Origin of the sequence: Ornithinibacter aureus (genome assembly GCF_009858245.1) — a bacterium.
Classification (GTDB): Bacteria; Actinomycetota; Actinomycetes; order Actinomycetales; family Dermatophilaceae; genus Fodinibacter; species Fodinibacter aureus.
Genome location: NZ_VMSB01000001.1, coordinates 153,742 through 179,056, shown reverse-complemented (window position 1 = coordinate 179,056; position 25,315 = coordinate 153,742). Strand labels below are relative to the sequence as shown.

Annotated in this window: 30 protein-coding genes; 15 read left to right on the top strand and 15 right to left on the bottom strand. The window is 71.4% G+C overall.

The window, feature by feature from the left end; genetic code table 11:
- Positions 1 to 34: 34 nt before the first annotated feature.
- On the bottom strand, positions 35 to 382 hold the full coding sequence (locus tag C8E84_RS00880; RefSeq protein ID WP_159898643.1) for an HIT domain-containing protein: 348 nt from the start codon (positions 380 to 382) through the stop codon (positions 35 to 37).
- A gap of 72 nt (positions 383 to 454) precedes the next feature.
- Between C8E84_RS00880 and C8E84_RS00875 the strand changes: the two genes are divergently transcribed.
- Complete coding sequence (locus tag C8E84_RS00875; protein WP_211675327.1) at positions 455 to 991, top strand: SigE family RNA polymerase sigma factor; 537 nt, start codon at positions 455 to 457, stop codon at positions 989 to 991.
- Positions 988 to 2,100 (top strand): Gmad2 immunoglobulin-like domain-containing protein, encoded by a 1,113-nt coding sequence (locus C8E84_RS00870; RefSeq protein ID WP_159898639.1) that lies wholly within the window; start codon positions 988 to 990, stop codon positions 2,098 to 2,100. Before C8E84_RS00875 ends, C8E84_RS00870 begins: the two co-directional genes overlap by 4 nt.
- Before the next feature lie 12 nt (positions 2,101 to 2,112).
- On the opposite strand, the gene C8E84_RS00865 is transcribed toward C8E84_RS00870, so the two are convergent.
- The 3 genes from C8E84_RS00865 to hrcA form a co-directional block, all read right to left on the bottom strand.
- On the bottom strand, positions 2,113 to 2,856 hold the full coding sequence (locus C8E84_RS00865; RefSeq protein WP_159898637.1) for a 16S rRNA (uracil(1498)-N(3))-methyltransferase: 744 nt from the start codon (positions 2,854 to 2,856) through the stop codon (positions 2,113 to 2,115).
- A gap of 16 nt (positions 2,857 to 2,872) precedes the next feature.
- Positions 2,873 to 4,000, bottom strand: a complete 1,128-nt coding sequence (dnaJ, locus tag C8E84_RS00860; RefSeq protein WP_159898635.1) for a molecular chaperone DnaJ — start codon at positions 3,998 to 4,000, stop codon at positions 2,873 to 2,875.
- 88 nt (positions 4,001 to 4,088) lie between these two features.
- Positions 4,089 to 5,120: a heat-inducible transcriptional repressor HrcA gene (gene hrcA, locus C8E84_RS00855; RefSeq protein ID WP_159898633.1), complete on the bottom strand. Its 1,032-nt coding sequence runs from the start codon at positions 5,118 to 5,120 to the stop codon at positions 4,089 to 4,091.
- Between the two features lie 90 nt (positions 5,121 to 5,210).
- Between hrcA and C8E84_RS00850 the strand changes: the two genes are divergently transcribed.
- The 3 genes from C8E84_RS00850 to C8E84_RS17970 all read left to right on the top strand — a co-directional run bounded on the left by C8E84_RS00850 (position 5,211) and on the right by C8E84_RS17970 (position 7,325).
- The gene (locus C8E84_RS00850; protein ID WP_159898631.1) at positions 5,211 to 6,083 is read left to right on the top strand and encodes a DUF3097 domain-containing protein; all 873 of its coding nucleotides are present in this window, start codon (positions 5,211 to 5,213) and stop codon (positions 6,081 to 6,083) included.
- A 38-nt stretch (positions 6,084 to 6,121) separates the two neighbouring features.
- A complete protein-coding gene (locus C8E84_RS00845; protein WP_159898629.1) occupies positions 6,122 to 6,577 on the top strand; it encodes a DUF4870 domain-containing protein in 456 nt (151 codons plus the stop codon).
- Between the two features lie 133 nt (positions 6,578 to 6,710).
- Positions 6,711 to 7,325, top strand: a complete 615-nt coding sequence (locus C8E84_RS17970; RefSeq protein ID WP_246196706.1) for a DUF4870 domain-containing protein — start codon at positions 6,711 to 6,713, stop codon at positions 7,323 to 7,325.
- A gap of 9 nt (positions 7,326 to 7,334) precedes the next feature.
- Here the strand turns inward: C8E84_RS17970 and hemW are convergent, their stop codons facing one another.
- Positions 7,335 to 8,573 carry a radical SAM family heme chaperone HemW gene (hemW, locus tag C8E84_RS00835; RefSeq protein WP_159898627.1) on the bottom strand — a complete coding sequence of 413 codons (1,239 nt, stop codon included), beginning with the start codon at positions 8,571 to 8,573 and terminating at the stop codon, positions 7,335 to 7,337.
- 37 nt (positions 8,574 to 8,610) lie between these two features.
- On the opposite strand from hemW, the gene C8E84_RS00830 reads away from it, so the two are divergent.
- Both C8E84_RS00830 and C8E84_RS00825 read left to right on the top strand, forming a co-directional pair.
- The gene (locus C8E84_RS00830; protein WP_159898625.1) at positions 8,611 to 9,825 is read left to right on the top strand and encodes a lycopene cyclase family protein; all 1,215 of its coding nucleotides are present in this window, start codon (positions 8,611 to 8,613) and stop codon (positions 9,823 to 9,825) included.
- Positions 9,826 to 9,834: 9 nt separating this feature from the next.
- A complete protein-coding gene (locus C8E84_RS00825; protein ID WP_159898623.1) occupies positions 9,835 to 10,617 on the top strand; it encodes a tyrosine-protein phosphatase in 783 nt (260 codons plus the stop codon).
- A gap of 53 nt (positions 10,618 to 10,670) precedes the next feature.
- Here the strand turns inward: C8E84_RS00825 and C8E84_RS18305 are convergent, their stop codons facing one another.
- Positions 10,671 to 11,012, bottom strand: coding sequence for an amidohydrolase family protein (locus tag C8E84_RS18305; RefSeq protein WP_281348962.1), 342 nt, complete (start codon positions 11,010 to 11,012; stop codon positions 10,671 to 10,673).
- Positions 11,009 to 11,473, bottom strand: a complete 465-nt coding sequence (locus C8E84_RS00815) for a hotdog fold domain-containing protein (RefSeq protein ID WP_159898621.1) — start codon at positions 11,471 to 11,473, stop codon at positions 11,009 to 11,011. Before C8E84_RS00815 ends, C8E84_RS18305 begins: the two co-directional genes overlap by 4 nt.
- A 142-nt stretch (positions 11,474 to 11,615) precedes the next feature.
- On the opposite strand from C8E84_RS00815, the gene C8E84_RS00810 reads away from it, so the two are divergent.
- Together C8E84_RS00810 and C8E84_RS00805 are read left to right on the top strand one after the other, a co-directional pair.
- Complete coding sequence (locus tag C8E84_RS00810) at positions 11,616 to 12,155, top strand: NUDIX hydrolase (protein ID WP_159898619.1); 540 nt, start codon at positions 11,616 to 11,618, stop codon at positions 12,153 to 12,155.
- 38 nt (positions 12,156 to 12,193) lie between these two features.
- Positions 12,194 to 12,565, top strand: a complete 372-nt coding sequence (locus tag C8E84_RS00805; protein ID WP_159898607.1) for a mycothiol transferase — start codon at positions 12,194 to 12,196, stop codon at positions 12,563 to 12,565.
- 404 nt (positions 12,566 to 12,969) lie between these two features.
- Here the strand turns inward: C8E84_RS00805 and C8E84_RS00800 are convergent, their stop codons facing one another.
- Complete coding sequence (locus C8E84_RS00800) at positions 12,970 to 13,314, bottom strand: hypothetical protein (RefSeq protein WP_159898605.1); 345 nt, start codon at positions 13,312 to 13,314, stop codon at positions 12,970 to 12,972.
- Between the two features lie 154 nt (positions 13,315 to 13,468).
- The gene (locus C8E84_RS00795; RefSeq protein ID WP_159898603.1) at positions 13,469 to 14,011 is read right to left on the bottom strand and encodes a hypothetical protein; all 543 of its coding nucleotides are present in this window, start codon (positions 14,009 to 14,011) and stop codon (positions 13,469 to 13,471) included.
- 117 nt (positions 14,012 to 14,128) lie between these two features.
- Between C8E84_RS00795 and C8E84_RS00790 the strand changes: the two genes are divergently transcribed.
- Both C8E84_RS00790 and C8E84_RS00785 read left to right on the top strand, forming a co-directional pair.
- A complete protein-coding gene (locus C8E84_RS00790) occupies positions 14,129 to 14,887 on the top strand; it encodes a hypothetical protein (protein WP_159898601.1) in 759 nt (252 codons plus the stop codon).
- Positions 14,888 to 15,091: 204 nt separating this feature from the next.
- Positions 15,092 to 15,316 (top strand): mycothiol transferase, encoded by a 225-nt coding sequence (locus C8E84_RS00785; RefSeq protein WP_159898599.1) that lies wholly within the window; start codon positions 15,092 to 15,094, stop codon positions 15,314 to 15,316.
- A 3-nt stretch (positions 15,317 to 15,319) separates the two neighbouring features.
- On the opposite strand, the gene lepA is transcribed toward C8E84_RS00785, so the two are convergent.
- The gene (lepA, locus tag C8E84_RS00780; protein ID WP_159898597.1) at positions 15,320 to 17,176 is read right to left on the bottom strand and encodes a translation elongation factor 4; all 1,857 of its coding nucleotides are present in this window, start codon (positions 17,174 to 17,176) and stop codon (positions 15,320 to 15,322) included.
- Between the two features lie 251 nt (positions 17,177 to 17,427).
- Between lepA and C8E84_RS00775 the strand changes: the two genes are divergently transcribed.
- On the top strand, positions 17,428 to 18,180 hold the full coding sequence (locus C8E84_RS00775; protein WP_343041799.1) for a phosphotransferase: 753 nt from the start codon (positions 17,428 to 17,430) through the stop codon (positions 18,178 to 18,180).
- Here the strand turns inward: C8E84_RS00775 and C8E84_RS00770 are convergent.
- From C8E84_RS00770 to C8E84_RS00760, 3 genes are all read right to left on the bottom strand, one after another.
- On the bottom strand, positions 18,162 to 19,229 hold the full coding sequence (locus tag C8E84_RS00770; protein WP_159898593.1) for an ABC transporter ATP-binding protein: 1,068 nt from the start codon (positions 19,227 to 19,229) through the stop codon (positions 18,162 to 18,164). The genes C8E84_RS00775 and C8E84_RS00770 overlap by 19 nt on opposite strands.
- Positions 19,226 to 20,713: an ABC transporter permease gene (locus C8E84_RS00765; RefSeq protein ID WP_246196704.1), complete on the bottom strand. Its 1,488-nt coding sequence runs from the start codon at positions 20,711 to 20,713 to the stop codon at positions 19,226 to 19,228. Before C8E84_RS00765 ends, C8E84_RS00770 begins: the two co-directional genes overlap by 4 nt.
- Before the next feature lie 101 nt (positions 20,714 to 20,814).
- Positions 20,815 to 21,855, bottom strand: coding sequence for an extracellular solute-binding protein (locus C8E84_RS00760; protein WP_159898591.1), 1,041 nt, complete (start codon positions 21,853 to 21,855; stop codon positions 20,815 to 20,817).
- Positions 21,856 to 21,949: 94 nt separating this feature from the next.
- Between C8E84_RS00760 and C8E84_RS00755 the strand changes: the two genes are divergently transcribed.
- Positions 21,950 to 22,534 (top strand): type II toxin-antitoxin system PemK/MazF family toxin, encoded by a 585-nt coding sequence (locus C8E84_RS00755; RefSeq protein WP_425495963.1) that lies wholly within the window; start codon positions 21,950 to 21,952, stop codon positions 22,532 to 22,534.
- Between the two features lie 82 nt (positions 22,535 to 22,616).
- Here the strand turns inward: C8E84_RS00755 and rpsT are convergent, their stop codons facing one another.
- Positions 22,617 to 22,877, bottom strand: a complete 261-nt coding sequence (rpsT, locus tag C8E84_RS00750) for a 30S ribosomal protein S20 (protein WP_159898589.1) — start codon at positions 22,875 to 22,877, stop codon at positions 22,617 to 22,619.
- Positions 22,878 to 23,063: 186 nt separating this feature from the next.
- Entirely contained in the window at positions 23,064 to 24,053 is a 990-nt protein-coding gene (gene holA / locus C8E84_RS00745; protein ID WP_159898587.1) for a DNA polymerase III subunit delta, read from the bottom strand.
- Positions 24,054 to 24,287: 234 nt separating this feature from the next.
- On the opposite strand from holA, the gene C8E84_RS00740 reads away from it, so the two are divergent.
- Positions 24,288 to 24,713, top strand: a complete 426-nt coding sequence (locus tag C8E84_RS00740; protein ID WP_159898585.1) for a hypothetical protein — start codon at positions 24,288 to 24,290, stop codon at positions 24,711 to 24,713.
- Positions 24,714 to 24,752: 39 nt separating this feature from the next.
- Positions 24,753 to 25,313 (top strand): P-loop NTPase family protein, encoded by a 561-nt coding sequence (locus tag C8E84_RS00735; RefSeq protein ID WP_211675325.1) that lies wholly within the window; start codon positions 24,753 to 24,755, stop codon positions 25,311 to 25,313.
- Positions 25,314 to 25,315: the final 2 nt, after the last annotated feature.

Genomic DNA, 25,315 nt, shown 5'->3' with positions numbered 1-25,315 from the left:
GGCCCTGACCCGGTGCAGCACCTGAGATTGCCGGTCACCCCGGAGGCCACGTCAGGGAACGCCCGCCGAGCACGTGCAGGTGGGCGTGGAACACGCTCTGCCCGGCGGCCTCTCCGGTGTTCGCGACCACCCGGTAGCCCGGCAACCCCTCGTCGTCCGCGACCTGCGCGGCGAGCGCCACGGCATCCGCGAGCTCCGCCGCAGACGCGGCGGCCAACCCCGCGAGGTCGGGCACGTGACGGCGCGGGACGACGAGCACGTGGGTCGGCGCGCCCGGCTCGATGTCGCGAAAGGCCAGGCTGTTCACGCTCTCGGCGACGACGGTCGCGGGGATCTGCCCCGCGACGATCCGGCAGAACAGGCAGCTCTCGGTCTCGCTCATGACGCCGAATCTAGGCCCCCGCGTCAACCGAACCAGCGCGCTGCGCGTCAACACCGCATGACAATGGCCAGCATGGGCGAGCACGGCAGTGCGCAGCGCTCGGCCGACGACGCCGTCACCGAGCTGTATGCCGTGCACTGGCAGCCGCTCGTCCGGCTCGCGTGGCTGCTCCTCCATGACGCCGGTGAGGCCGAGGAGGTCGTCCAGGACGCCTTCATCGCCCTGCACGCCCACTGGTCGGGCCTTCGCGACCCGTCGGCAGCGGCCGCGTACCTGCGACGGGCCGTGGTCAACCGCTCCCGGTCGGCCCTGCGTCACCGCGGGGTGGAGCAGCGGTGGGCGGCATCCGTGCGCGGCGGGCCGGAGGACCCGAACGCCCGCACCGGCGCGAGCGCCGAGGACTCGGCCGTGGCCGACCTCTCCCGGGAGTCCCTGCTGGCGGCCCTCAACCGGCTCCCCACCCGACAACGGGAGGTCCTGGTCCTGCGCTACTACCTCGACCTCGCCGAGGCCCAGATCGCCGACGCCCTGGAGATCTCCCCCGGCTCGGTCAAGACGCACGCGAGCCGGGGCCTGGCGGCCCTGCGCACCGGAACGGAGTGGACATGAGCACCGACGAGCGCCTGGCGCAGGCGCTGCGAGAGGCCCTGGACGAGCGCGCGGCCCGTCTCGAACCCGGCGACCGGCTCGAGGAGATCCTCCGGCGCAGCGACCCGGCGCGCCGTGGGCACTCGCTCCGGTGGTGGATGCCGCTCGCGGCCGCCGCCGCCGTGCTCGCCGTCGTCTCGGGCCTGTGGATCGGCCGCTTCGAGCGGCCCGAGCCGCTGCCCGGCGGCAGCGAGAGCCCACTCCCCACGGCATCCGCCTCGCCGACACCGTCGACCGGGCCGGCCACGGGGGTGCCCTCACCGTCGGCGAGCCCCACCCCCTCGTCGCCATCGCCGACCTCGCCGACGACCAGCGCGTCGCCCGTCGCCCTTCCGGTCTACTACCTGGCCCCGATCGGAGACGACGCCCGCGTCGCGCGGCTCTACCGCGAGTGGCTCACCGTGCCCGGCGTGACCCGCGAGAGCGACGACGCGGCGCGAGCGCGGGCGGCCGTGGGGCTGGCCATGACGGCGACCCCCGCCGGAACCGACGGCTACCTGCGCACCTGGGACGGCGTCGACCTCGTCGACCTGGCCGCCACCGACGACCGCATCACCATCACCCTGTCGGGCCCCGGCGGGAGCGGGTTCCCCGAGGACACCGAACGGGTCAGCGTGCAGCAGCTCGTGTGGACCGCCCAGGCGGCGGTCGGCCGCGGACAGATCCCCGTGCGCTTCGCGATCTCGGACGGGTCGACCGCGATGTTCGGCAGCCAGCCCGTCGATCGCACCTACAACCGGCCGGCCTCGCGCGACGAGTACTGGGAGGACCTCGCGCCGATCTGGGTCACCTCCCCCACCCGCGGGCAGGTGCTCCCGCCCGGCGAGGTCACCGTGACCGGCGAGGCCAGCGTCTTCGAGGCAACCGTGTCGTGGCAGCTGCTGCGCGAGGGGGCCCTCGTCGACGACGGGTTCACCAACGCCTCCATCGGCGCACCGGGCCGGGGGACCTACGAGATCGAGCTCGGCACGCTCTCACCGGGCGAGTACGCCATCCGGGTCTTCGAGACGAGCGCGGAGGACGGGACGACGGTCTCGGCCGAGACGACGATGCCGTTCACCGTGCGGTGACGGACGAGCGGGTCAGCGCCAGCGCGACATCGCGCTGAGCACGGCCAGGGCCGCGGGCCCGGCGCTCGACGAGCGGAGCACCGTGTTCCCCAGTCGCACCGGCACGGCGCCGGCGGTCTCGAAGGCCGCGAGCTCGTCGGGCGAGATGCCCCCTTCGGGGCCGACGACGACCACGACGTCACCCGATGCCGGGAGCGTCACCCCCGCGAGCGGCATCCGGGCGTCCTCGTGCAGCACGAACGCGGCTGCTGCAGAGGCGATTCGCGAACCCAGCTCAGCCGACGAGACCACCGGTGCGAGCACCGGGCGGCGGGTGCGGCGCGACTGCTTGGTCGCGGCGACGAGCACGGCATCCCACTTGCGCCAGGCCTTCTCGCCGCGCTCGGCCCGCCACTGGACGACGCTGCGCGAGGCCTGCCACGGCACAACCTCGTCGACACCGCACTCGGTGGCGGCCTCGATGGCCTGGTCGTCGCGGTCGTTCTTGGCGAGCGCCTGCACGAGCACCAGGCGCGGGCTGGGCTCGGGGTCGCTCGTCACCGAGACGACGCGAAGGTCCAGGGTCCCCGACCCGACCGACACCACCTCGGCCTCGATGCGCAGCCCGTCACCGTCGGTGAGCAGCAGGTGCTCACCGACCCGGGTGCGCCGAACTGTGGCGGCGTGCCGTCCCTCGGGGCCGTCGAGCACCACGACGTCGCCGACACCGCGACCGGCCAGGGCGTCGGTCGGCAGCAGGTGCAGCGGCAGCGTCACGCGGGTGGCCTGCCGGTCAGCGGGCCTTGAACGCGTCGCGCAGCTTGCCGAAGAGCGACCCGTCACCGGGGTTGGCGACCTTGCCCTCGGGGCGCTCCTCACCACGCAGCGCCGCGAGCTGGCGCAGCAGCGCCTCCTGCTCGGCGTCGATCCTGGTCGGGGTCTGCACCATGGCGTGCACGATGATGTCGCCGCGACCGGTGCCGCGCAGTTGGGTGACACCGAGCCCACGCAGCGTGATGGTGTCTCCGGACTGGGTGCCGCGGCGCACCTCCAGGGTCTGCGGCCCGTCGAAGGTCTCCATCACCAGCGACGCGCCGAGCGCGGCGGCGGTCATCGGCACCTCGACGGTGGCGTGCAGGTCGTTGCCGCGACGCTGGAACACGGGGTGTCGGTTGACGGCGACCTCGACGTACAGGTCACCGGCCGGGCCCGCTCCGTGGCCGACCTCGCCCTCACCGGCGAGCTGGATGCGGGTGCCCGTGTCGACCCCGGCCGGCACCTTGAGGGTCAGGGTGCGCCGGGTGCGCACCCTCCCGTCACCGGAGCACTCGTAGCAGGGGTTGGTGATGATCTGGCCGAAACCCTGGCAGGTCATGCAGGGGCGGGTCGTCATGACCTGCCCGAGGAAGCTGCGCTGCACCTGCTGCACCTCGCCGCGACCGCCGCAGACGTCACAGGTGCGGGTCGAGGTGCCCGGCTGCACGCCCGCGCCCTGGCAGGTGCCGCACCCGACGGCGGTGTCGATGGTGAGGTCCTTCTGGGCGCCGAACACGGCATCCCCGAGGTCGATGTCGAGGCGCACCAGGGCGTCCTGACCGCGGGTCGTGCGCGAGCGCGGGCCGCGACCCGGCGTGCCGGCCTGACCGCCGAAGAAGGCGTCCATGATGTCGCTGAACGAGAAGCCCTGACCGAACCCGGCCGCACCTGCCCCGTAGGGGTCGGCGCCCGCGTCGTAGGAGCGCTTCTTGTCGGCGTCGGACAGCACGTCGTAGGCCTGGGAGACCTTCTTGAACTGCTCCTCGGCCTCGGGGCCGGGGTTGACGTCGGGGTGCAGTCGCCGGGCGGCCCTGCGGTAGGCGCGCTTGATGTCCTCGGGGCTCGCGTCGCGGGCGACACCGAGGTCGGCGTAGTAGTCGTTCACGGGTGAAGGGTCCTTCGGGACGTGGTTGAGGCGGTGGATGCCGTGGGTGCAATTGGTGCGGTGCGTGCGGTGCTGGCAGGCCGGGGTGTCACTGCGCGAGGATCCGCGAGACGTAGGTGGCGACGGTGCGCACCGCAGCCATCGTCGTGGGGTAGTCCATCCTCGTCGGTCCGAGGACCCCGAGGCCGGCGACGAGGTCGGAGCCGGCACCGTAGCCGGTCGCGACCATCGAGGTGGTCTGCAACCCGGCATACGGGTTCTCGTGGCCGATGCGAACGGCCACCTGCTCCCCCTGCTCGGCGGCGGTGCCGAGCAGCTTGAGCAGGACGACGTGCTCCTCGAGCGCTTCGAGCACGGGGCCCAGGCTTGTCGTGAAGTCGGGGCCGACCCGGGCGAGGTTGGCGGTGCCGGCCAGCACGACCCGCTCCTCGCGCTCTTCGACGAAGGAGTCCTGCAGCGCGGTGCCGACGGCGCGCAGGAGGTCTCGCAGGCCCGGCTCGAGCTGCTCGGGCGCGGATGCGAGCTCGGCCGACGCCTCGGCCAGGGTGCGGCCCGCCGTGGCGCGGTTGAGCTCGGTGCGCAGCGTGGCGAGGGTGTCCTCGCCGACGGTGCTGCTGAGGTCGCGGCCGACGTCGACCACCCGCTGCTCGACGCGCCCAGTCGTCGTGATGAGCACGGCGAGCACCCGCTCACCCCCGAGCGGCACGAGCTCGATGTGGCGCACGCAGGAGCGCGCGAGCGAGGGGTACTGCACGACCGCGACCTGGTGCGTCAGTGACGACAGCAGGCGCACCGTGCGCTCGACGACGTCGTCGAGGTCGAGGGCGCCCTCAAGGAAGTGGGCGATGGCGCGCTGCTCGGCGCTGCTCATCGGCTTCACGGCCGAGAGCCGGTCGACGAAGAGGCGGTAGCCGGCATCCGTGGGCACGCGCCCGGCGCTCGTGTGGGGTGCGGCGATCAGGCCCTCGTCCTCGAGCGCCGCCATGTCGTTGCGCACGGTCGCGGCCGACACCCCGAGCTGGTGACGCTCGAGAAGGGCCTTCGACCCCACGGGTTCGGACGTCTGCACGTAGTCCTGCACGATGGCGCGCAGCACGCGCAACCGACGGTCCTCGTTCATGCCCACCTCCGGTCCTTCGCCTGGACAGCCCTTGGCACTCTCGCGCCACGAGTGCCAATCTTACCTCCGCGTGCGGGTAACCTCACCGCCGTGGTGGACAGGTATGGAAGCGACGTGCTCGGGGGCGACTGGCGACGACCGGCCCGTGGGCGCTCGGTCGAACTCGCTGCCGAACCCGGCACGGTCGTCGAGGACGTCGAGACCGGCTGGGTGGGCGCCGTCGTGCGCGTCGAGAAGGCGGGCGGCATCCACGTCGTCCACCTCGAGGACCGCCACGGGCGCACCCGCGGGTTCCGCCTCGGACCCGGGTTCCTCGTCGACGGGTCGCCGGTGACCCTCACCCCCCCGAAGGCGGCGGATGCCGCCCGCATGGCCGCCGCTCGCGCCGCCGCCTCCCGCACGGCAAGCGGATCGCGGGCCGTCACCGGGCAGCGCGCCAAGGTCGCGAGCGGCTCCCGGATCTTCGTCGAGGGCAAGCACGACGCCGAACTCGTCGAGAAGGTGTGGGGTGCCGACCTGCGGGTCGAGGGCGTCGTCGTCGAGATGCTCGACGGCGTCGACGACCTGGCCGGGGCGATCCATGACTTCGCGCCCACCGCGGGGCGTCGCATGGGCGTGCTCGTCGACCACCTCGTGCCGGGCACGAAGGAATGGCGGGTCGTGGAGCAGGCCCGGGCGGTCAAGCCCTACGCCGAGCACGTCCTCGTCGTCGGCCACCCCTACGTCGACGTCTGGCAGTCGGTGAAGCCCTCCCGGCTCGGGATGGACGCCTGGCCGGTCATCCCCCGGGGCACGTCGTGGAAGGTCGGCATCGCCGCGCATCTCGGGTGGCCGCACTCGACGCAGCGCGACCTCGCCATGGCCTGGCGGCAGATCCTGTCATCGGTGCAGACCTATGCTGATCTCGAGCCCGAACTGCTCGGACGCGTCGAGGAACTCATCGACTTCGTCACCGCGTCGTAGCGGCGGCCACCTGCCTGACACCACCGAGGGGACACACCATGAGCAGCACACCCGACCCGTTCCGCCCCGAGGACACCCCGCCACCTCCCCCGCCGCCGCAGCCCTACCCACCGCAGTACGGCGCACCGGCCGGCTACGGGGGCCCTGCCGGCTACGGCGGCCCTGCGCCGCTCACTCCCCAGGACGAGAAGAACTGGTCGCTCGGCGCCCACCTCGGCGTCCTGCTGGCCGGTTTCGTCGCGCCGCTCGTGATCTGGCTGGTCTACAAGGGGCGCGGGCCGTTCCTGGAGCACCACGCCAAGGAGTCGCTGAACTTCCAGATCACCGTCATGATCGCCCTCTTCGTGTCGAGCATCATGACCCTGCTCTTCGTCGGGATCTTCATGATCTTCGCGATCATTCCGTGGATGCTCGTCATGCCGATCATCGCCGCGGTCAAGGCGAGCAACGGTGAGTGGTACCGCTACCCGCTGACCCTTCGCCTCGTCAGCTGACGCTCCTGGTGGATGCGCCTCGGGGTCGGCCCTGACTCGACCCCGAGGCCCACCCTGACCCGGCCCCGGAACGGGGATCGACACGTCGCCGCGGGTGTTTCATGGGTACAGACCCACCCACAAGGAGCACCCCATGAGTGACACCACTCCCCGCACCGACGACCACCCCGTCGACCCGACGGCCCCCTTCGAGCCCGTCACCGACGCCGCCCCCACGACCGAGCAGACCGAGGTCGTGCCGGAGCTGCCGGCACCCGAGCACACGGAGTTCGTCCCCGCTGCTCCCGCACCGGCACCCGTCGCGCCGAGCGCCCATGAGGCTCAGCCGCAGGCGCAGGCCCAGCCGCAGTACCAGCAGCAGTCACCCCCGGCTCCCGGGTACGCGGTGGCCCCGGCCCCGATGAAGCCGACCGACGAGCGCACCGCTGGGATGGCGGCGCACGGCGTCACCCTGGCCGCGACGATCTTCTCGAGCGGCTTCCTCGGCTTCGTCTGTGCGCTGGTCATGTACCTGGTGTTCCGCGACCGCGGCCCCTTCGTCCGCAGCCACGCGGCGAACGCCCTCAACGTCCAGATCATGGCGGGCATCGTCATGCTGATCTCCCTGCCGCTGATGCTCGTGCTCGTCGGGTTCCTCACCTTCGGGGCAGCCGTCATCTGGGCGATCGTCATGCACATCATCGGCGCGGTGAAGGCGAACAACGGCGAGTGGTGGAGCCCGGCCCTCACCCCCCAGTTCGTCAAGTAGAGCCGGCGCTCACACCCCGAGAAGGCGACGCACGACGGCATCCGCGAGGAGCCGCCCGCGTCGAGTGAGCACCACCGTCCGCTCCGCCACGGCCGCTCGGCCGTCGACCAGCCCGTCAGCGACGAGGCCGGCGACGGCCGAGCGGCCGTTCGCGTCGAGCAGCGTGAGGGGCAGGCCCTCGCGCAGGCGCACCCGCAGCAGCACCTCCTCGTCGTGGCGCTGCTCCTCGGTCAGGCTCTCGCGACCGGCGGCCGGTGAGGTGCCCGCGGCGAGGCGGGCACCGTAGGTGCGGGGGTGCTTGACGTTCCACCAGCGCACCCCGCCGACGTGGCTGTGCGCGCCCGGCCCGACGCCCCACCAGGCGTCACCGCGCCAGTACCCCTCGTTGTGCCGGCAGCGCCCGGCCGGCGTGCGCGACCAGTTGCTCACCTCGTACCAGTCGAACCCCGCCGCCGAGAGGACGTCGTCGGCGAGCTCGTACTTGTCGGCCTCGTCGTCACCGTCGGGCATCGTCACCACACCGCGACGCACCTGCGCCGCGAGCTTCGTCCCGTCCTCGACGATCAGCGCGTACGCCGACACGTGGTCCGGCTCCAGCGCCACGGCGGCGTCGAGGCTGGCCCGCCAGTCGGTGAGGCTCTCGCCCGGGGTGCCGTAGATGAGGTCGACGCTCGTCGCCAGCCCGGCATCCTTGGCCGCCTCGACCGCGGTTGCGACCCGGGCTGGGTCGTGGGTGCGCTCGAGGGTGCGCAGCACGTGCGGCACCACCGACTGCATGCCGATCGACACCCGGGTGAACCCACCGGCAGCGAGCTCCGCGAGGTCGTCGGCGGTCACCGAGTCGGGGTTGGCCTCGGTGGTCACCTCGACGTCCGGTGACAGGCCGAAACGCGTCCGGATGCCGTCGACGCACCGCACGAGGTCAGCGGCGGGAAGCAGGGTGGGCGTGCCTCCCCCGACGAAGACAGTGTCGACCGGCCGGGCCTGGTCGCCGAGCACCCGGGCGGCGAGGTCGAGCTCGGCCAGGGCCTGGTCGGCGAAGGTCGCCATCGACGACCCCGGCCCGAGCTCACCGAGGGTGTAGGTGTTGAAGTCGCAGTAGCCGCACCGCACCGAGCAGTACGGCACGTGCACGTAGACGCCGAACCGGCCGTCCGCGAGCGTGGCCAGAGCCGGCTCGGGCAGGTCGCCGGACTCGGGCGCGGGGTCACCGTCGGGCAGTCGGGGCACGTCCTTATCCTCGCCCATGCGCCGCGGCCGTGCTGGCGCCGGTTAGGGTCGGCGCGTGAGCACGGACGTCCTCGTCGTCGGCGGAGGCCCCGCGGGCCGGGCGCTCGCCGGGGCGTGCGCGCGGGCCGGCCTGAGCACCGCCCTCGCCGACCCGCAGCTCGACCGCCCCTTCGCGGCGACGTACGGGTGCTGGGCGGACGAGCTGCCCGCCGGCATCCCCGAGTCGACGATCGCCGCCCGGGCGCGGGGTCGCGCCATCGCGGTCGGCACCCACGACCTCGGCTGGGAGTACGCCGTGTTCGACGTCGAGGCCCTGCGTGCCCACCTGGACGCGCAGCTGGCCGGGGTCGAGATGCACGCCTGCCGGGTCAGCGGGCCGGCCGGACCCGGACGGGTCGCGCTCGAGGGCGGGGGCACGCTCACGGCATCCGTCGTCGTCGACGCGGCGGGGCGGTGGCAGCCCCTGAACGGCACGGCCCGGCGGCGGCCCGGTGCCGGCGCGCCAGTCGCGGCCGAGCAGACCGCCTTCGGCGTCGTCGTGCCCGAGGAGGCGGCCGCGGCGCTGGTGCCCCCCGGGGAGGCGCTGTTCATGGACTGGCGCGCGGACCACGGCGAGCCCGGCTGGCCCACGTTCCTCTACGGCATCCCCGTCGGGCGTGGTGAGGTGCTGCTCGAGGAGACCTCGCTGGCCCGCCGTCCGGGGCTCCCCGTCCCCGTGCTGCGGCGCCGGCTGCTGGCCCGGCTCGCGCACCACGGCGTCGCGGTGCCGGACGGGGCCCGCACGGAGACCGTGCGCTTCCCCGTCGACCGGCCACGGCACGACGTCGACGGGGTGCTCGGCTTCGGCGCGGCGGCGCCGCTCGTGCACCCCGCGACCGGCTTCAGCATCGCCGCCGCCCTCGGGCTCGCCGGGCCGGTCGCGGATGCCGTGGCGGCCCACCTCCCCGACGGCCCCGACGCCGCGCTCGCGGCCGCCCGCGCCGTCGTGTGGTCGCCGTCGGCCCGGGCGGTGCACCGGTTCCGGCGCATCGGGCTCGAGGCGCTGCTGCGGATGCCGCCCGTCGAGGTCCCCGGATTCTTCGACGTCTTCTTCGCCCTCCCGTCGCACCAACGCTGGGCCTACCTGACCGGCCGCGACGACCTCGGGGGCACCATGCGCACGATGGGCGGCCTGTTCGCTGCCGCCGACTTGCGGCTTCGCCGCCGGCTCGTGCTGCCGGCCCTGCGTCGACCCCTGCCCAGCAACGACGGCGTCGGCGCCCCGACCTAGGATGACCGGGTGACTGACCGGTGGATCGAGCTCGACGGGCTCGTCAACATGCGCGACCTCGGGGGGTTGCCGACCCGCGACGGCGGGCGGACGGCATCCGGGCGGTTGATCCGTTCCGACAACCTCCAGGACCTCACCGACGCCGACGTCACACACCTCGTCCACGCGGTCGGGGTGAGCGACATCATCGACCTGCGCACCGAGGTCGAGGTGCACCTCGAGGGCCCCGGGCCGCTGCGCCGGGTGGAGTCGCTGACCCACCACCACCACTCACTCATCGCCGCGAAGGGCGAGGAGGACCTCGACGCGTTGGCGGCCAAGGCACTGGCGGTTCCGTGGAGCCCTGACGGCACCCGCCGCGACGCGTCCTTCTGGGCCGAGCACTACCTGGGCTACCTCGCAGCCCGACCCGACTCGGTCGCCGCTGCCCTGCGGGTGATCGCCGATGCGCCGGGCGCGGCCGTGGTGCACTGCGCCGCGGGCAAGGACCGCACCGGCACGGTCGTCGCGATGGCACTCGACGTGGCGGGGGTGCCGCACGAGGAGATCGTGGCCGACTACGTGCTCACGGCCGAGCGGATCGAGGCCATCATCGGCCGCCTCATGTCACGCCCGGCGTACGGGCATGCCCTGTCGCAGCAGTCGATCGACGAGCAGTCACCCAAGCCCGAGTCGATCGAGGCGATCCTGCGCGCCGTCGACGCCGGCTGGGGCGGAGCGGCCGGGTGGCTGCGCGACCACGGGTGGACCACCTCCGACGTCGAGGGACTGCGCCACCACCTCACCCGCTGAGGCGCCTCCCTGCTCGCGAATGTGGGTGAAAATCGTCGTCCAGCCGACGATCTTCACCCACATTCGCGGGAAGGGATGCCGCGGAGCCAGGTCCGCGCGGCTCGCACCCTGGCGAGCTCGCCGGGGTCGGTCAGCGCGAACGGGTCGCGGTCGAGCAGCACGAGGTCGGCGTCGTGCCCGACCTCGAGGGTGCCTGCTCGACGCCCGGCCTGGCACGCACTTCCCGCGGTGTAGGCCGTCAGCGCCGCGGTCAGCGACAGCCGCTCGTGCGGGGTCCAGCCCGGGGGCGGTCGGCCTCGTCGATGAGCTGCACGTGCGCGAGCACCGGGCGGCGGTACGGCGGTCCCCGTGCTCCGGGCACCGGACGCGCCCGTCGACGACCGTGATCGGCTCAGCGGGCGGGGCGCTCGGAGACATAGATCGTGATGATGCCATCGACGACGACGGTGCCATCGGTGCGCACCGCCCTGACCCGCACCGGCACGTCGCCGACGTCCTCCCAGTCGGCGGGGTCGGTCTCGGCGATGCACAGCAGGTCGGTCGTCGACTTCGCCAGGTAGGAGACCGTCATCCCCTTGGGGATCCAGCGGCGGTTCGGTGGCGTCGTGGCCTCGGCGAGCAGGCCCATCGCTGCCTCGAGCCCGTTGCACACGGCGATGGCGTGCACCGTGCCGAGGTGGTTCTGCACCGCCCAGCGCTTGCGGATCGTCAGCTCGGCGCGGTGCGGGCGGACCTCACGCACCTGTGGGCGCACGGTGCGAAAGTACGGGGCCTTGAGGGCGAACAACAACGAGAAGGCGCGCGTGCCGAACGGGCGGGCGGCGGCGCGGCGGTACAGGGCGTAGGTATCGGGCACCCGTCGATGCTACTCACGGGTAGGGATTCATCTTCTCCGCCGTCACTGTGATGACGGACAAGTTTCGCCATGGCGCTGATATCTCCGCCACGGTCAAGGTTCTCCGCCACGGGTGGGGCTGACGAGTGGCTAGCGTGTGGTCATGACCACCCCACCGGCCGCACGGCCCCGGATCCAACGCCGCGCGGTGCGGGTGTTCCTGTTCGACGACGCCGACCGGCTGCTGCTCTTCCTCGACTCCGACCTCGGGCTCGACCCGGTGCCCCACTGGTGGGTGACTCCAGGCGGCGGGGTCGACCCCGGTGAGAGCGACGTCGAGGCCGCGGTGCGCGAGCTGTGGGAGGAAACCGGGCTCGTCGTGGATGCCGGGTCGCTCGTCGGTCCGCTGCTCACCCGTGACGTCGTGCACGGCTACAGCGACCAGATCACCGAGCAGACCGAGGTGTACTTCGCGCTTCGCGTGCCGGCCTTCGAGGTCGACACGGCTGCTCACACGGTCGAGGAGCAGGCGACCGTCGCCGACATCAGGTGGTGGACGCTGGCCGATCTCGAGAGCACGACCGATGACGTCTGGCCGCGCGACCTGTTCACGCTGCTGGCGCTCGTGGACCAGCCGGATGCCTGGCGCGACGGCCCGGTCATCGGTGAACCCGTGGAGGAGTCGGTCGTCCCCGCCCCGTGACCGGCAGCGGTGACACTGCCTCGTGGCAGGCTGCCCCCATGGACGTCAAGGCCACCGTGTGGCACTACCTGAAGAACGCCCGCGAGCAGGTTCTGTGGAAGGTCGAGGGGCTGCCCGAGCGCGACCAGCGAATGCCGCTCACCCCCACCGGCACGAACCTGCTCGGTGTCGTCAAGCACCTGGCTGGCGTCGAGGCCGAGTACTTCGGCGTGTGCCTGGGTCGACCGTGGCCGGAGCCGATGGCGTTCTGGGCCGACGACGCGCAGCCCAACGACGACATGTGGGCCACCGCTGACGAGTCACCGGCGCACATCCTCGACCTCTACCGCCGCGTCACGGCCTTCGCCGACGAAGCCATCGCGCAACTCCCCCTGGACGCCAAGGCCCATGTCAACGGCGAGCCATTTTGAGATTTACCCGGGAGTACGAGACGGCGTGAGACAGATCGCGACTTCAGCGGTGGACTTTGAGACACCAGCCGCAGAAATTGAGACGCGGCCGACCTGTCACATCCCCATCTGCCGGTTGATCGCGGTCGCTCCGATCTCGACAGCGAGGTCGCGACCCGCGTTGCCGAGGTAGGCGGCGGTCTTACTGAACCAGCCCTTCCTGTCGGCGGGGAGCGATTCTGGGAAATACTCGCGAGTTCGGGACAGGTGGGACAGATCGGCCACTTCAGCGGCGGATTTTGGGACGAACCCTTCCCCCAGCCTCGACTCGGCGAGGCCGGCTTCAGGTTCCTGGTTGACTCCCCCCTGGACCGATCAGCGGCAGGAGCGCCTTACCTCTCCGCGGCATGAGCGGATGTCCGGGTTTAGTCGGTAACGACGGAAGCGCGGCTCGCTCCACCCACTGTTCGACGCCGAATGAGCAGCTCGAGCAGCGCGGCGTTGATCAGGACCGAGGTGACGTAGGCAAGTCCGAACACGAGGGCCGACCCCGAGAGGAACAACGGGTCACCCGCGGCGATGTTGCCAACCAGGTAGAGCGGGACGCCGGCAACGACGAGCGACGGCAGGGCTCCAATGAGCGCGAGGACGCCAAGAACCGTCAACACCAGTTCCATGGGTTGTCCGAAGTCCGATGTTGGAAGAATGAGGCTCGGGGTCAGGGCCAGCATGACGGCTGCATAGACCCGCGTTGGCCTGCTGATGCTCACGCCATCAGTTTCGCAGACGACGTCGGTTGCCAGCGTCGTGTTGTGGCCAACTGCCTGACGGTGTCACCCTCAGGCGGCAATTGAGGACGATCTAGGGTCGCCGACCGGTTCGCCGCGGGTGGTCGATCCACGTCGAGCCAGCCACGGCGTGCTGCTAGCCCGATTGCTCCGATTGACCGAATGGGCTAGGGCCAGCCTGTCGCGCAGTCCTGTCGAGGTCATCCCAGGTGTCCACGAGCCATTCGCTCCGCTGTGGTGTGCCCCTCGCTAGTTCGTCCTCCAGGTCGATGCGCTCGATGATGGCGAGTTGGCGCGAGACCCACGGCTCCTGCAACAGTTCGGCCGAACGGCAGCCGCGCTTGGTGCCACAGGTGCACGACCCGTTGCCCGTCATCGTGTGCAAGTAGCGCACCCGCATGACGAGGCGAAGTGCCCGCTCCCGCGCCTCATAGGCGTGGTGCATCTTGCCTTTGTACCGGTCACGGTCGCGTAAGGCGTCGTCCGCTGCGGTGCGAGCCGCGCCCAGCCGCTCACGGAGCATCGCCTCGTGGGCGAGCGCTCGCTTGTCGACCTCGTTGACGCCCCGGTGCTCCGAGCAGACCTTGCAGCAGGTGCTGGTCGGCTCCCCCGGGATGGCCCACGCCTGCTGCCGAAGCTTGCAGCACTCGCAGTTGATCGTGGAGAGAAACCTCGTCATGCCAGACCGCCTTCCGCGCGTAGCGAAGTCGTTGTTTGCGGGCTCGACGCTGAGGTCCACGGAACTTCCCCTGACGGCCCGCGCGCCCTCCTGCAGGGCGCGGGCTTGAGGGCGGGGGTGAGCGAGTGGCTGGCCAAGGGCATGAACCTCCACGGTGCGAGTGCACCCGAACAGTCGTTCGAGTGTTACACCATTGTGATCTGCAAAATGGCTGAACGCAAGCAGATCGCCGAATCCGGGGTGTATAAGGCCCCGGTGGACCTATGGAGCGTGCGGAGAGTGGAAGCCATGGGCCACCCGGCAGACTTACTTGTCCGCGGCATGAGCGTGCGCGTGCCTAGAAGCCTTCCGCCTACGCTTTGGCCGGTGAGGCACGCCTACCCAATCGCCGTCACGCCAAGAGGCGTGATGCTCTCTGAGGACACCGCCGCCAGCACGTGGCTCGACCCCGAAGGACTGCACGCCTTGGGTCCAGGGGGTCCGGGGCTGGTGACGTGGTCGGAACTGACGGGCCTGCGCGTCGTCGGGCCGCAGTTCTCCGGCAGATGGTGGACAGTGGTGCAGACCGTCTTGGAGGTCGTCGCACCCGTTTCCCTGCGCTCCCGGCGGACACGCGTGGAATGGGAGACCGCACGAGACGGGTGGCGGATGTTTGAGGTAGACCCGCCGGGTCGACGGGCCTTCGCCCTGCGCGATCTCGAGGCCACCGACGCCTTGGTCGGTGCTCTTGAGGACTCGCAGCGCCTGGCGCTTCTCGGCCAAGTCTCATTCGTGCGTGAGGCACTCGACGGGCTGGCTGCTAGGACCAACTGGAACAGCCGCACAACGAACCGGCGGGTGCGGGCATTCGTCCTCGACTTGGCTCAAGGCCACTGACCAACGGCAAACCGCTCTCCGGGGACCTACCGCTCATCGGCATGTCCGGTAAGGACCGTGCCCCGCGCAGCTGCGGAGACGTCGACGTCGAGCTGCGCAGGCTGACCTCGTGATGGCCGTCTCAGAATCCCCCGCTGAAGCAGTCTCATTATCGACCGCCCAGGCAGGCGCCTGTCTCAGAGTCGTGCGCCGCTGACAGCCCACGTGCCGTGGTGGAGGGAGCCGGACACCACGCTGCACCACCTGCTGGTGCACATGGGCTTCGAGACGGCGCGGCACGCCGGGCACCTCGACATCCTGCGCGAACAGCTCGACGGGCAGGCCGGATGGTCGCCGGAGCACCCGAACCTGCCCGAGGGAGGCGCAGACCACTGGGCGGCCTACGTGGCCCGGCTGCGCGAGATCGCCGAGCGCTCACCCGGCGGCTGAGCGCTACTTCTTGGTGGCCTGGGCCCCGGCGCCGTCGGAGGCCAGCGCGGCGATGAAGGCCTCGGGCGGCACCTCGACCGAGCCGATGTTCTTCATCCGCTTCTTGCCGGCCTTCTGCTTCTCGAGCAGCTTGCGCTTGCGCGAGATGTCACCGCCGTAGCACTTGGCCAGGACGTCCTTGCGGATGGCGCGGATGTTCTCGCGGGCGATGACCCGGGCGCCGACGGCGGCCTGGATCGGCACCTCGAACTGCTGGCGCGGGATGAGCTCCTTGAGCTTGCCGGCCATCATGACGCCGTAGCCGTAGGCCTTGTCCTTGTGCACGATCGCCGAGAACGCGTCGACGGTCTCGCCCTGGAGCAGGATGTCGACCTTGACGAGGTCGGCCACCTGGTCACCGTCGGGTTCGTAGTCGAGGCTGGCGTAGCCGCGGGTACGCGACTTCAGCTGGTCGAAGAAGTCGAAGACGACCTCGGCCATCGGCAGGGTGTAGCGCATCTCGACGCGCTCCTCGGACAGGTAGTCCATGCCGAGCAGGGTTCCGCGCTTGCCCTGGCAGAGCTCCATGATCGCGCCGATGAACTCGCTCGGCGCGAGGATCGTGGCGCGGACCTTGGGCTCGCGCACCTCGGCGATCTTGCCGCCGGGGAACTCGCTGGGGTTGGTGACGGTGATATGCGTGCCGTCGTCCATCCCCACTTCGTAGACGACGTTGGGCTGCGTGGAGATCAGCTCGAGGTCGAACTCGCGCTCGAGCCGCTCGCGCACGATCTCCAGGTGCAGCAGCCCGAGGAAGCCGCACCGGAACCCGAAGCCGAGGGCCACCGAGGTCTCCGGCTCGTAGACGAGCGCGGCATCGTTGAGCTTGAGCTTGTCGAGGGCCTCGCGCAGGTCGGGGTAGTCCGAGCCGTCCAGCGGGAACAGGCCCGAGAAGACCATCGGCTTGGGGTCGCGGTACCCACCGAGCGCGTCGGTCGCGGGCTTGGCGGCGTTGGTGACGGTGTCACCGACCTTGGACTGGCGCACGTCCTTCACGCCGGTGATGAGGTAGCCGACCTCGCCGACGCCCAGGCCCTTGCCCGGCACGGGCTCGGGGCTGATGACGCCGATCTCGAGCAGCTCGTGCGTGGCCTTGGTCGACATCATGGCGATCCGCTCGCGCGGGTTGAGGTTGCCGTCGATGACCCGCACGTAGGTGACAACACCGCGGTAGGTGTCGTAGACGGAGTCGAAGATCATCGCCCGGGCGGGCGCGTTGGCATCGCCGGTCGGTGCCGGGATCTGGCGAACGATCTCGTCGAGCAGCGGCTCGACGCCCACGCCGGTCTTGCCGGAGACCTGGAAGCAGTCCTCGGGCTCGCACCCGATGAGCCCGGCGAGCTCCTCGGCGTACTTCTCCGGCTGCGCGGCCGGCAGGTCGATCTTGTTGAGCACCGGGATGATCGTGAGCTCGTTCTCCATGGCCAGGTAGAGGTTCGCCAGGGTCTGGGCCTCGATGCCCTGCGCGGCGTCGACGAGCAGCACGGCGCCCTCACAGGCGGCAAGGCTGCGGCTGACCTCGTAGGTGAAGTCGACGTGACCGGGCGTGTCGATCATGTTGAGCACGTGCGGGGACCCGTCGAGGTCCCACGGCATCCGCACCGCCTGGCTCTTGATGGTGATGCCGCGCTCGCGCTCGATGTCCATGCGGTCCAGGTACTGGGCGCGCATCGCCCGGTCGTCGACGACGCCGGTGATCTGCAGCATCCGGTCGGCCAGGGTCGACTTGCCGTGGTCGATGTGGGCGATGATGCAGAAGTTGCGGATCGCCTCCGGCGGCGTGGCGTGCGGCTGCAGCGCGGTGCGGGCACGGGGTGACACGAGCGGATGGGTCCTTGCGTTGGAGGGGTCAGGGCACTGTTCCCCAGTCTCCCACGAATCTCGGTTGCCACCGGCGCGCCCCCGCGGCGAAGGTGGACGGGTGCACCCGACATCCCTTCCCGAGGTCGACTACGGCGCCACGTCGGTGCGGCCGACCTTCGCCTCGCTGCCGCCCGAGGTTCAGGTCGCATGCGGGGATGCCGTCGGCAGCGCCGTCGTGAGCGCCTCACCTCCCGTGGGTTCGGGGTCGCATCCTTCCGCTGATCGCGCACCTGCGCTGCCCGAGCCGGCTCGCCGGAGCAGCAGAGGTGTCGACCGCGGATGGGCCGTGGCGCGTGCTCGTGCTCGATGCGATCGACGGGCGGCAACCCGGCGCACCGTGGAGCTCAGCCGACGCTGATGCCGCGGCCTCCGCCTGCCTGGAGGTGGCCGCGGTCCCGTCAGGGGTCGCGGCGGCGGTGGCGACCGGCACGTTGGCGTCCGACCTCGGGGGCGATGTCGAGGCGCTGGAGGCCCTCGAGGCGACGGCGGGCGGAACCCGGGCCTGGCCGAGCGACCTTCCCCCTCTCGACGGGAAGTGCCTTGCCGACCTCGCGGCCCTGGGCCTGCGCGCCGAGCGAGCACTGGAGGGCGAGTCCCTGGTGCATGCCGACACGCGCCCCGACAACCTCCTCATCGAACCAGCCGGAACAGTCCGCATCGTCGACTGGAACCATGCGACCCTCGGCGCGCCCTGGGTCGACCTCGTCGCCCTGTGGCCTCTCATGCGCCACCACGGCGTGGGCGTGCACCGCTTCGCAGGGGCTCCGGCCCTCGATGGCGTGCCGGAGGAGGACATCGACGCGTTCCTGGCGATCCTCGTGGGATACCTGCTGTGCGACCTCGATGCCCCACCACCACCGGGCTGCACGCCGGCGCTGCGCCGCCACCAGCTGCTCATCGCCGGTGCCAGCACCGCTCTTCTGGCGCAGCGTCGGGGCTGGGTTCAGCGCGCGCCGGGGTAGAACCGGGCCGGGCCGCTCACGCCCACGCGCACTGCACCGCGTTCGGGGATCTCCCCGAGGGTGCGCACCTGCACCTCGAGGCTCTCCTGCCCGCTCCCCTGCCCTGCGGTGACCCGCACCCGGACCAGGGCGTCGTGACCGAAGTACTCGCCGCCCACCACCTCACCCGCGGTCCCCGCGACGCCGTCCACCGGCAGGAGGCGAAGCTGTTCGGGACGCAACATGACGACCCCGCGACCGGCATCCACCTCACCACCCGCCCCGGGAGCCTCGACGACGAGGTCACCGAGGGCCGTGCGGGCCACCCCTGCGCTGACCTCGGCCGACAGCTCGACGCACTGCCCGACGAAACGGGCGACCCCGAGGCCGGTGGGGGCGCGGTAGACGTCCTGCGGGCTGGCGTGCATGAGGATGCGGCCCTCGTCGAGGATCGCGACCGAGTCGGCCACCGAGAGGGCTTCGTCCTGGTCGTGGGTGACGACGAGGGCGGTGGTCGCCGAGCGCTGGAGGGCGTCACGGACCTGGGCGCGCACCGACTCGCGCAGGCCGGCGTCCAACGCGGAGAACGGTTCGTCCAGCAACACCAGGGACGGGCTGGGCGCCAGCGCCCGCGCCAGGGCGACGCGCTGCTGCTGTCCGCCCGACAGCTCGCTGGGGCTGCGGTCCTGGAACCCACGCAGGCCCACGAGGTCGAGCACCTCCGCGACCCGCGGAGAGCGGCGGCGCTGCGCCCTCGGGAGCCCGAACGCGACGTTGTCCCCGACGCTGAGGTGCGGGAACAGGGCCCCTTCCTGAGGGACCAGCGCGATGCCGCGACGCTCGGGCGCGAGGTGGCGGCCCGGGCCGCTGACGACGGTGTCACCCACCCGGATCTCGCCACGGTCGTGGCGCACAAATCCGGCGACCGCCCGCAACAACGTCGTCTTGCCACAGCCCGACGGGCCGAGCACCGCGGTCACGGAGCCGCTGGGGACCTCGAGGTGCACGCCGCGCAGCACGGCGAGGTCACCCAGGGTGACGTCGAGGTCACGGATCGACAGCGTGTTCATGACTCGCTTCCTCGGTCGTGGGCCGATGCGCGCATCAGCCAGATGGTCGGGAGCACGGCGAGCACGACGAGTGCCAGACCGTAGGGGGCTGCTGCTCCGTAGGCTCCCACACCGGTCTGGGTCCACAGACTGGTGGCCAGGGTGTCGGTGCCGGTGGGGCGCAGGAGCAGGGTCGCGGGAAGTTCCTTCATGCAGGTGAGCAGGACCAGGGCCGCCCCTGCGCTGATGCCTGGCGCTGCCAGCGGCAGGGTGACGCGGCGCAGCACCTCGCCGGGGGCGGCTCCGAGCGAGCGGGCGACCTCTTCGCCGCGCACCGAGCTCTGGGCCACCGAGCTGCGCACGGAGCCCACGGCGGTCGGCAGGAAGAGCACGACGTAGGCCAGGACCAGCAGTGGCGCCTCCTGGTAGGCCCACGGCACCACCCGGACCCCGAGGAAGACCAGGGCGAGCGCCACGACGATTCCGGGCAGGGCGTGCCCGGCGTACGTCACCTGTTCGATGACGGTCGCGAACCGGCCCCGGTGCCGGGCCGCGAGGATGCCGACGGGCACGGCACCCAGCGTGCAGGCCACGGCCCCGAGCAACGACAGCCACGCGGTCGCCGCGATCCCGGCACCCAGACGACCGGCATCCAACCCGGCCGAGAGCCCGGTGGTGAACCAGTAGAGCAACGACGCGATCGGGAAACCGAGCGCCAGCACGACGACGACCCCGGCCCCACCGGCCATCGGCAGGCGCAGGGGGCCAAGGCGCAGCGGCTCTGGCTGGCGGGCGACCCCGGCCCCGATGCGCGCGACGTCCCGGCGGCGAACCCGCGACTCCCCCACGCTGATCGCGACGGTCAGCGCCACGAGCAGCAGGGACAACACGGCGGCCGTCGAGCGGTCGAAACTCGAGCGGTACGCGGTGTAGATCACGCGGGTGAACACGTCGTAGCGCAGGATCGACACGGCCCCGAAGTCGCTGAGCGTGTACAGCGCGACGAGGAGGCCACCGGCAGCCGCGGACGGTCGCACCTGGCGCAGCGTGACCTCGCGGAAGGTCTGCCACGGGGTGCGGCCCAAGCTGCGGGCGACCTCGTCCAGGCCCGGGTCTGCGCGACGAAGGGCCGCGAGCACGGGCAGGTAGACGTAGGGGTAGCAGCACAGGGTCAGCACGAGCACGGCCCCGGTGAGACCGGCGATCTGGGGCAGGGCCGAGATCCAGGCAAAGGCCGCGACATAGCTGGGGATCGCCAGCGGGAGCGGAGCCAGAGCAGCGAGGACCCGGCGGCCCGGGACGTCGGTGCGCGCCGCGAGGAAGGCCAACCCGACACCGATGACGACGCTCAGGGCCGTCACGAGGGTGACGAGCAGCAGGCTGCGCCCGACGAGTTCCACCGTGCGCTGGCGCGCGAGGATGGCGACGATCCGCCCCGGTCCGGCCTCGGCCGCGCGCACCACGAGGTAGCCGATCGGGATGAGGGCGATGAGCGCGACCACCACCGACGGAGCCGACAGGTACCACGGGGGCGCTGGGTCCCGGCGGCGCGCCGAAGCCCGGGCCGCCGGTGTGGCGGCCCGGGCCGTCGGTGGCGTCAGCGTGCTCAGGTCAGACCCACCTCGTCGAGCATGGCGAGGGTCTCCTCGAGGGAGTTCAGTGCGTTCAGGTCGATGGCCAGCCCTTCGAGGTCGGCAAGCGGCACGAGGTCGTGCTTGGTCGACGTGATGCCGGCGACGACCGGGTACTCGGCGGTCTCGTCCGCGAAGTACTGCTGCGCCTCGTCGGAGAGGAGGAAGTCGACGGCCTTGGTCGCGGCCTCGGACTGCTGGCTGCCCGCGAGCACGCCCGCACCGGCCACGTTGATCAGGGCGCCGGGGTCGTTGGCGTCGAGGAAGTGGATCTTGGCGTTGACCGCATCTGCGCCCTTCTCGGCGACCCGCTCGTACCAGTAGTAGTGGTTGACCAGACCGAGGGCGACCTGACCGGAGTCGACGGCGTCGAGCACGAGGATGTTGTTGTCGTAGGCCTTCGGCTCGTTGGCCTTGAAGGCTTCGAGCCAGGCCTTGGCGCCGGCCTCACCCTTGCTGACGCGCAGGGCCGTCACGAACGACTGGAACGAGGCGTTGGTCGGGGCAAAGCCCACCTTGCCCTTGTACTTCGGGTCGAGCACCGCGTCGACGGTGGTCATGGAGGTGGCTTCCGGCGCCTGGGCGGGGTCGTAGGCGATGACGCGCGCCCGGGCGGACGTGGCGACCCACAGCCCGGCGGGGTCGGCGAACCCTTCCTGGACCTTCGAGGTGGTGGCGTCCGGCAGCGCCTGGAGGCGACCGGCCTTGGCGAGCGCGCCGAGAGCGCCGGCATCCTGGCTGAAGAAGAGGTCGGCCTTGGTGCCCTCGCCCTCCTCGAGGAGCTGCGCGGCCATCTCGCTCGAACCGCCGTAGCGCACCTGGACGTCGACGCCCGTGGCGGTCTCGAGCTTGTCCAGCAGCGGGCCGACCAGGGTCTCGTTGCGGCCCGAGTAGATGACCAGGGCGTCGTCGGACAACGGCTCCTGCGCCCCGTCTCCGGAGTCCTGGCCACACGCAGCCATCGACAGGGCGAGCAGGGCTGCGGCGCTCAGGGTGAGTGTGCGGCGGGCGATCATGAGGGTGCTCCTAGGAACGGGACGGGATGCCGGAATGGTATTAGGTAAGGCTTACCTGCTCCAAACCGTGTTCCTCAGGGCGGAATAGGCTCACATCGTGGCCACTCCCTCCAACAGCACCCAAGCCCTGCTGCGCAGCGCCGCCTCGTCGATCCTGCGCTGGCTCAGCCGCCGCTCAGCAGGCTCGACCTCGACCCCCTCGACACCGGGCACGGTCCCCGGCACGGTGCCGGGCCCGCGGCCGGGTTCGCGCGAGGGCCGGTCACCGCAGGCAGGGCTGGGCTACCCCGGCGACTACCGCGGCCCGCTGACTCCTCGGTACTCCCCCAACCCCGACGGCCGGCCCGACCCCGGTGAGATCGTCTGGACGTGGGTGCCCTACGAGGAGGACCACTCCCAGGGCAAGGACCGCCCCGTGCTGCTCGTCGGCACCGATGGGCCCTGGCTGCTCGCCCTTCAGCTGACGAGCAAGGACCACGTCGGCGGGACCGGCCAGCGCTCTGGGCGGAACTGGGTGGACATCGGCACCGGAGCGTGGGACCGCAAGGGGCGACCCTCCGAGGTGCGCGTCGACCGGGTGGTGCGCGTTGATCCGGATGCCGTGCGCCGCGAGGGTGCGGTGCTCGCCCGCGAGCGGTTCGACGACGTCGCCCGTGCCGTCGCCGGCGTCCATCGCTGACGCCGACGGGGCCCGTCACCGAGATCGGTGACGGGCCCCGTCGAGGTGAGGTCGCCGCTGCGTGGCGGGCAACCTCGGCAGGTCAGAGGCGGGCAGCCTTCTTGGCCATCGCGGACTTCTTGTTCGCGGCCTGGTTCTTGTGGATGACGCCCTTGCTCGCAGCCTTGTCGAGCTTGATCGAGGCGACCCGCAGGGCCTCCTTGGTGGCGTCGACGTCGCCGGAGTCGGCGGCCTCGCGGAACTTGCGGATGGCCGTCTTGAACTCGGACTTCACTGCCTTGTTGCGCTCGGTCGCTGCGCGGTTGGTCTTGATGCGCTTGAGCTGGGACTTGATGTTCGCCACTGGTGTCGTCTGTGCTTTCTTCTGGGTCGGATGCCGTTAGAGGGCGGCAGTCGCGTGTCGGGACCGGACGTGGGGACATCCGTGGTTGACCCGCGCTGGGTGGTGCTGTCGTGCGCGCACGACCTCAAGCGCGCACGCAAGGACCAAACCTACCAGCGGTCCCGCAACGGAGCCAAAACGGCGGCGTCAGGCGTGATTGCGCGCGTGCTGCCCGGTGATCGTGAGGACCACGCGCTCCACGGCGTAGACCGGGTCGCGCCCGCCACCCTTGACCTCGAAGTCGGCCGCGGCCAGGGCCTGCAGGCTCACGGCCAGCCCTTCCGCGGTCCAGCCCCCGAGGGCCCGGCGGGCCTTGTCGACCTGCCACGGGGCCATGCCGACGTCGCGCGCCACGTCGGCCGATCGGCCCCGACCGGCAGAACCCACCTTGATGAGCTGGCGCACCTGCTGGGCCAGGACTGCGACGATCGGCACCGGGTCGACCCCGACGGCGATGGCGTGCCGCAGCAGGCGCAAGGCCTCCCCGGTGTCACCGACCATGGTGGCGTCGGCGACCCGGAAACCCGTCGCCTCGACCTTCCCCCCGTGGTAGGTCATGACGACCTTCTCGTCGATGACCCCCGTGGTGTCGTCGACGAGCTGCTGGCAGGCGGCCGCCAGCTCACGCACGTCCTTGCCGACGGCCTCGACGAGCGCGTGCACGGCCTCGGCGGTAGCCTTGCGGCGGGCGCGGCGGAACTCGTGGGCGGCGAAGTCGGCCTTGTCGCGGTCGGTCTTGATGGCCGGTGCGTCGATGACTCTCGCCCCGTTGCCGCGCAGGGTGTCGAGCACCTTCTTGCCGCGCGCGCCCCCCTTGTGGGTGACGACGAGGGTGAGGTCGGGCTCGGGTTCGCCGGCGAGGGCGGCCAGCAGATCGGTCTGGAGGTCGTCGGCGGCCTCGTCGAGGTCGTGGACCACGATGCACTTCGCGCCGCCGAACAGTGACGGGCTCGCGTGGAGCAGGAGCTCGCCGGGGGTGTAGGCCGCGGCATGGAGCCGGATCGTCTCGAGGTCGGGCGCGGTGACCTTGAGGTCGTCGATGGTCTGGGCGAGCCCGCGCTCCGCAAGCACCTGCTCGGGCCCGGCGATGAGGACGTGCGGGGGCACCCGGTGGTGCACCGCGACCTCGTCCGTCATGGGCGCCACTCTGCCACGTCGCCCCGACACCCCTCACGGCCGCGACAGCCACGACGGGGGCGTCACGACACCGGGTCGTCGCCCCACTGCTGCCGCTCGCCGAATCCGCGGTCTCCGCACTCTTGGGGTTCCGCGGTTTTCGCACCCCTGACAGCCCGGATGCCGGGCTCGGCCGTTGTTAGCGTCCGTCGAGTCACAAACCGTGACATCTCCACCACACAGGGGCTTTGCTCAATGTCCCGTCGTCCCGTCCTCTCGATCAGCACCATCGCCGCTCTCGGCCTCGCCACGCTCATCAGCGCCACACCTGCCGCCGCCGCACCCGTGACGTACACCAACGATGGGGTCCAGCTCACGTACTGCAAGGAGGTGACCAATGCCCGCAAGGGTGCCGCCACGATCTTCGTCGACGCGGTCAACACCAACGTGGCGAGCTCGACCGACAGCGGCATCCGCACTGTCGGGGCCACCGTCTCCCGACCCAAGGGCTCCAAGGCCTCGCGCATCGTGGCGCGCTGGGACGCGACGCTGGCCCCCAATCAGGCAGGCCGTGGCTCGGTCAAGGCGCAGTCGGGCGACCAGTTCTCGATCGGCGTCGGCACTCTGGACGGGGGCGGTGCGGGCGAGACCCTCGACCTTGCCGACGTCCCCACCTGCTGACCGGCCACTCGAGGAGTTGCGAGCACCTACGCTGGCGGGGTGCAGATCGACCCACCACCGCACCTGCACGACCACCGGCGCATCGTCGTCCACGGCGTCACCGGCACGGGGAAGTCGACGCTGGCCGCACGGCTGGCGACGCTGACCGGCATCCCGCACGTCCCGGTCGACGACCTCATGTGGCAACCGGGGTGGGTCCAGCGTGAACCTCACGAACAGGTGGAGACGTTGCGCCCGGTCGTCGCGCGCCCCGAGTGGATCCTGGATGCCGTGTGGTCGGCGCCACGCGATCTCGTCCTGGGCCGCACGGAACTGGTCATCGCCCTCGACCTGCCGCGGCACGTCAGCCTGTCGCGGCTCGTGCGCCGCACCACGTCGCGTCTGCTCACCCACGAGCCGATCTGCGGTGAGAACACCGAGTCGTGGCGCCAGACCTTGTCGCGCGACTCGATCATCGCGTGGCACTTCCGCTCGTTCGCTCGCAAGCGCGAGACGATCGCGGCCTGGGCGGCGGATGCCGCTGGGCCGCCGGTCGTGCGCCTCACCTCGCGGTCGCAGGTGGACGCCTGGCTCAGGACCCTCGAACTCGCCCACTCGTGAGG

What these genes read in the sequence shown, in the direction of transcription:
- C8E84_RS00740 (WP_159898585.1), top strand. Translation starts at nt 24,288, where the DNA reads ATGTCCCGTCGTCCCGTCCTCTCGATCAGCACCATCGCCGCTCTCGGC.
- C8E84_RS17970 (WP_246196706.1), top strand. Translation starts at nt 6,711, where the DNA reads ATGAGTGACACCACTCCCCGCACCGACGACCACCCCGTCGACCCGACG.
- hrcA (WP_159898633.1), bottom strand. Translation starts at nt 5,120, where the DNA reads ATGAACGAGGACCGTCGGTTGCGCGTGCTGCGCGCCATCGTGCAGGAC.
- C8E84_RS00805 (WP_159898607.1), top strand. Translation starts at nt 12,194, where the DNA reads ATGGACGTCAAGGCCACCGTGTGGCACTACCTGAAGAACGCCCGCGAG.
- C8E84_RS00880 (WP_159898643.1), bottom strand. Translation starts at nt 382, where the DNA reads ATGAGCGAGACCGAGAGCTGCCTGTTCTGCCGGATCGTCGCGGGGCAG.
- C8E84_RS00875 (WP_211675327.1), top strand. Translation starts at nt 455, where the DNA reads ATGGGCGAGCACGGCAGTGCGCAGCGCTCGGCCGACGACGCCGTCACC.
- C8E84_RS00870 (WP_159898639.1), top strand. Translation starts at nt 988, where the DNA reads ATGAGCACCGACGAGCGCCTGGCGCAGGCGCTGCGAGAGGCCCTGGAC.
- C8E84_RS00810 (WP_159898619.1), top strand. Translation starts at nt 11,616, where the DNA reads ATGACCACCCCACCGGCCGCACGGCCCCGGATCCAACGCCGCGCGGTG.
- hemW (WP_159898627.1), bottom strand. Translation starts at nt 8,573, where the DNA reads ATGGGCGAGGATAAGGACGTGCCCCGACTGCCCGACGGTGACCCCGCG.
- holA (WP_159898587.1), bottom strand. Translation starts at nt 24,053, where the DNA reads ATGACGGACGAGGTCGCGGTGCACCACCGGGTGCCCCCGCACGTCCTC.
- C8E84_RS00760 (WP_159898591.1), bottom strand. Translation starts at nt 21,855, where the DNA reads ATGATCGCCCGCCGCACACTCACCCTGAGCGCCGCAGCCCTGCTCGCC.
- C8E84_RS00770 (WP_159898593.1), bottom strand. Translation starts at nt 19,229, where the DNA reads ATGAACACGCTGTCGATCCGTGACCTCGACGTCACCCTGGGTGACCTC.
- C8E84_RS00845 (WP_159898629.1), top strand. Translation starts at nt 6,122, where the DNA reads ATGAGCAGCACACCCGACCCGTTCCGCCCCGAGGACACCCCGCCACCT.
- C8E84_RS00795 (WP_159898603.1), bottom strand. Translation starts at nt 14,011, where the DNA reads ATGACGAGGTTTCTCTCCACGATCAACTGCGAGTGCTGCAAGCTTCGG.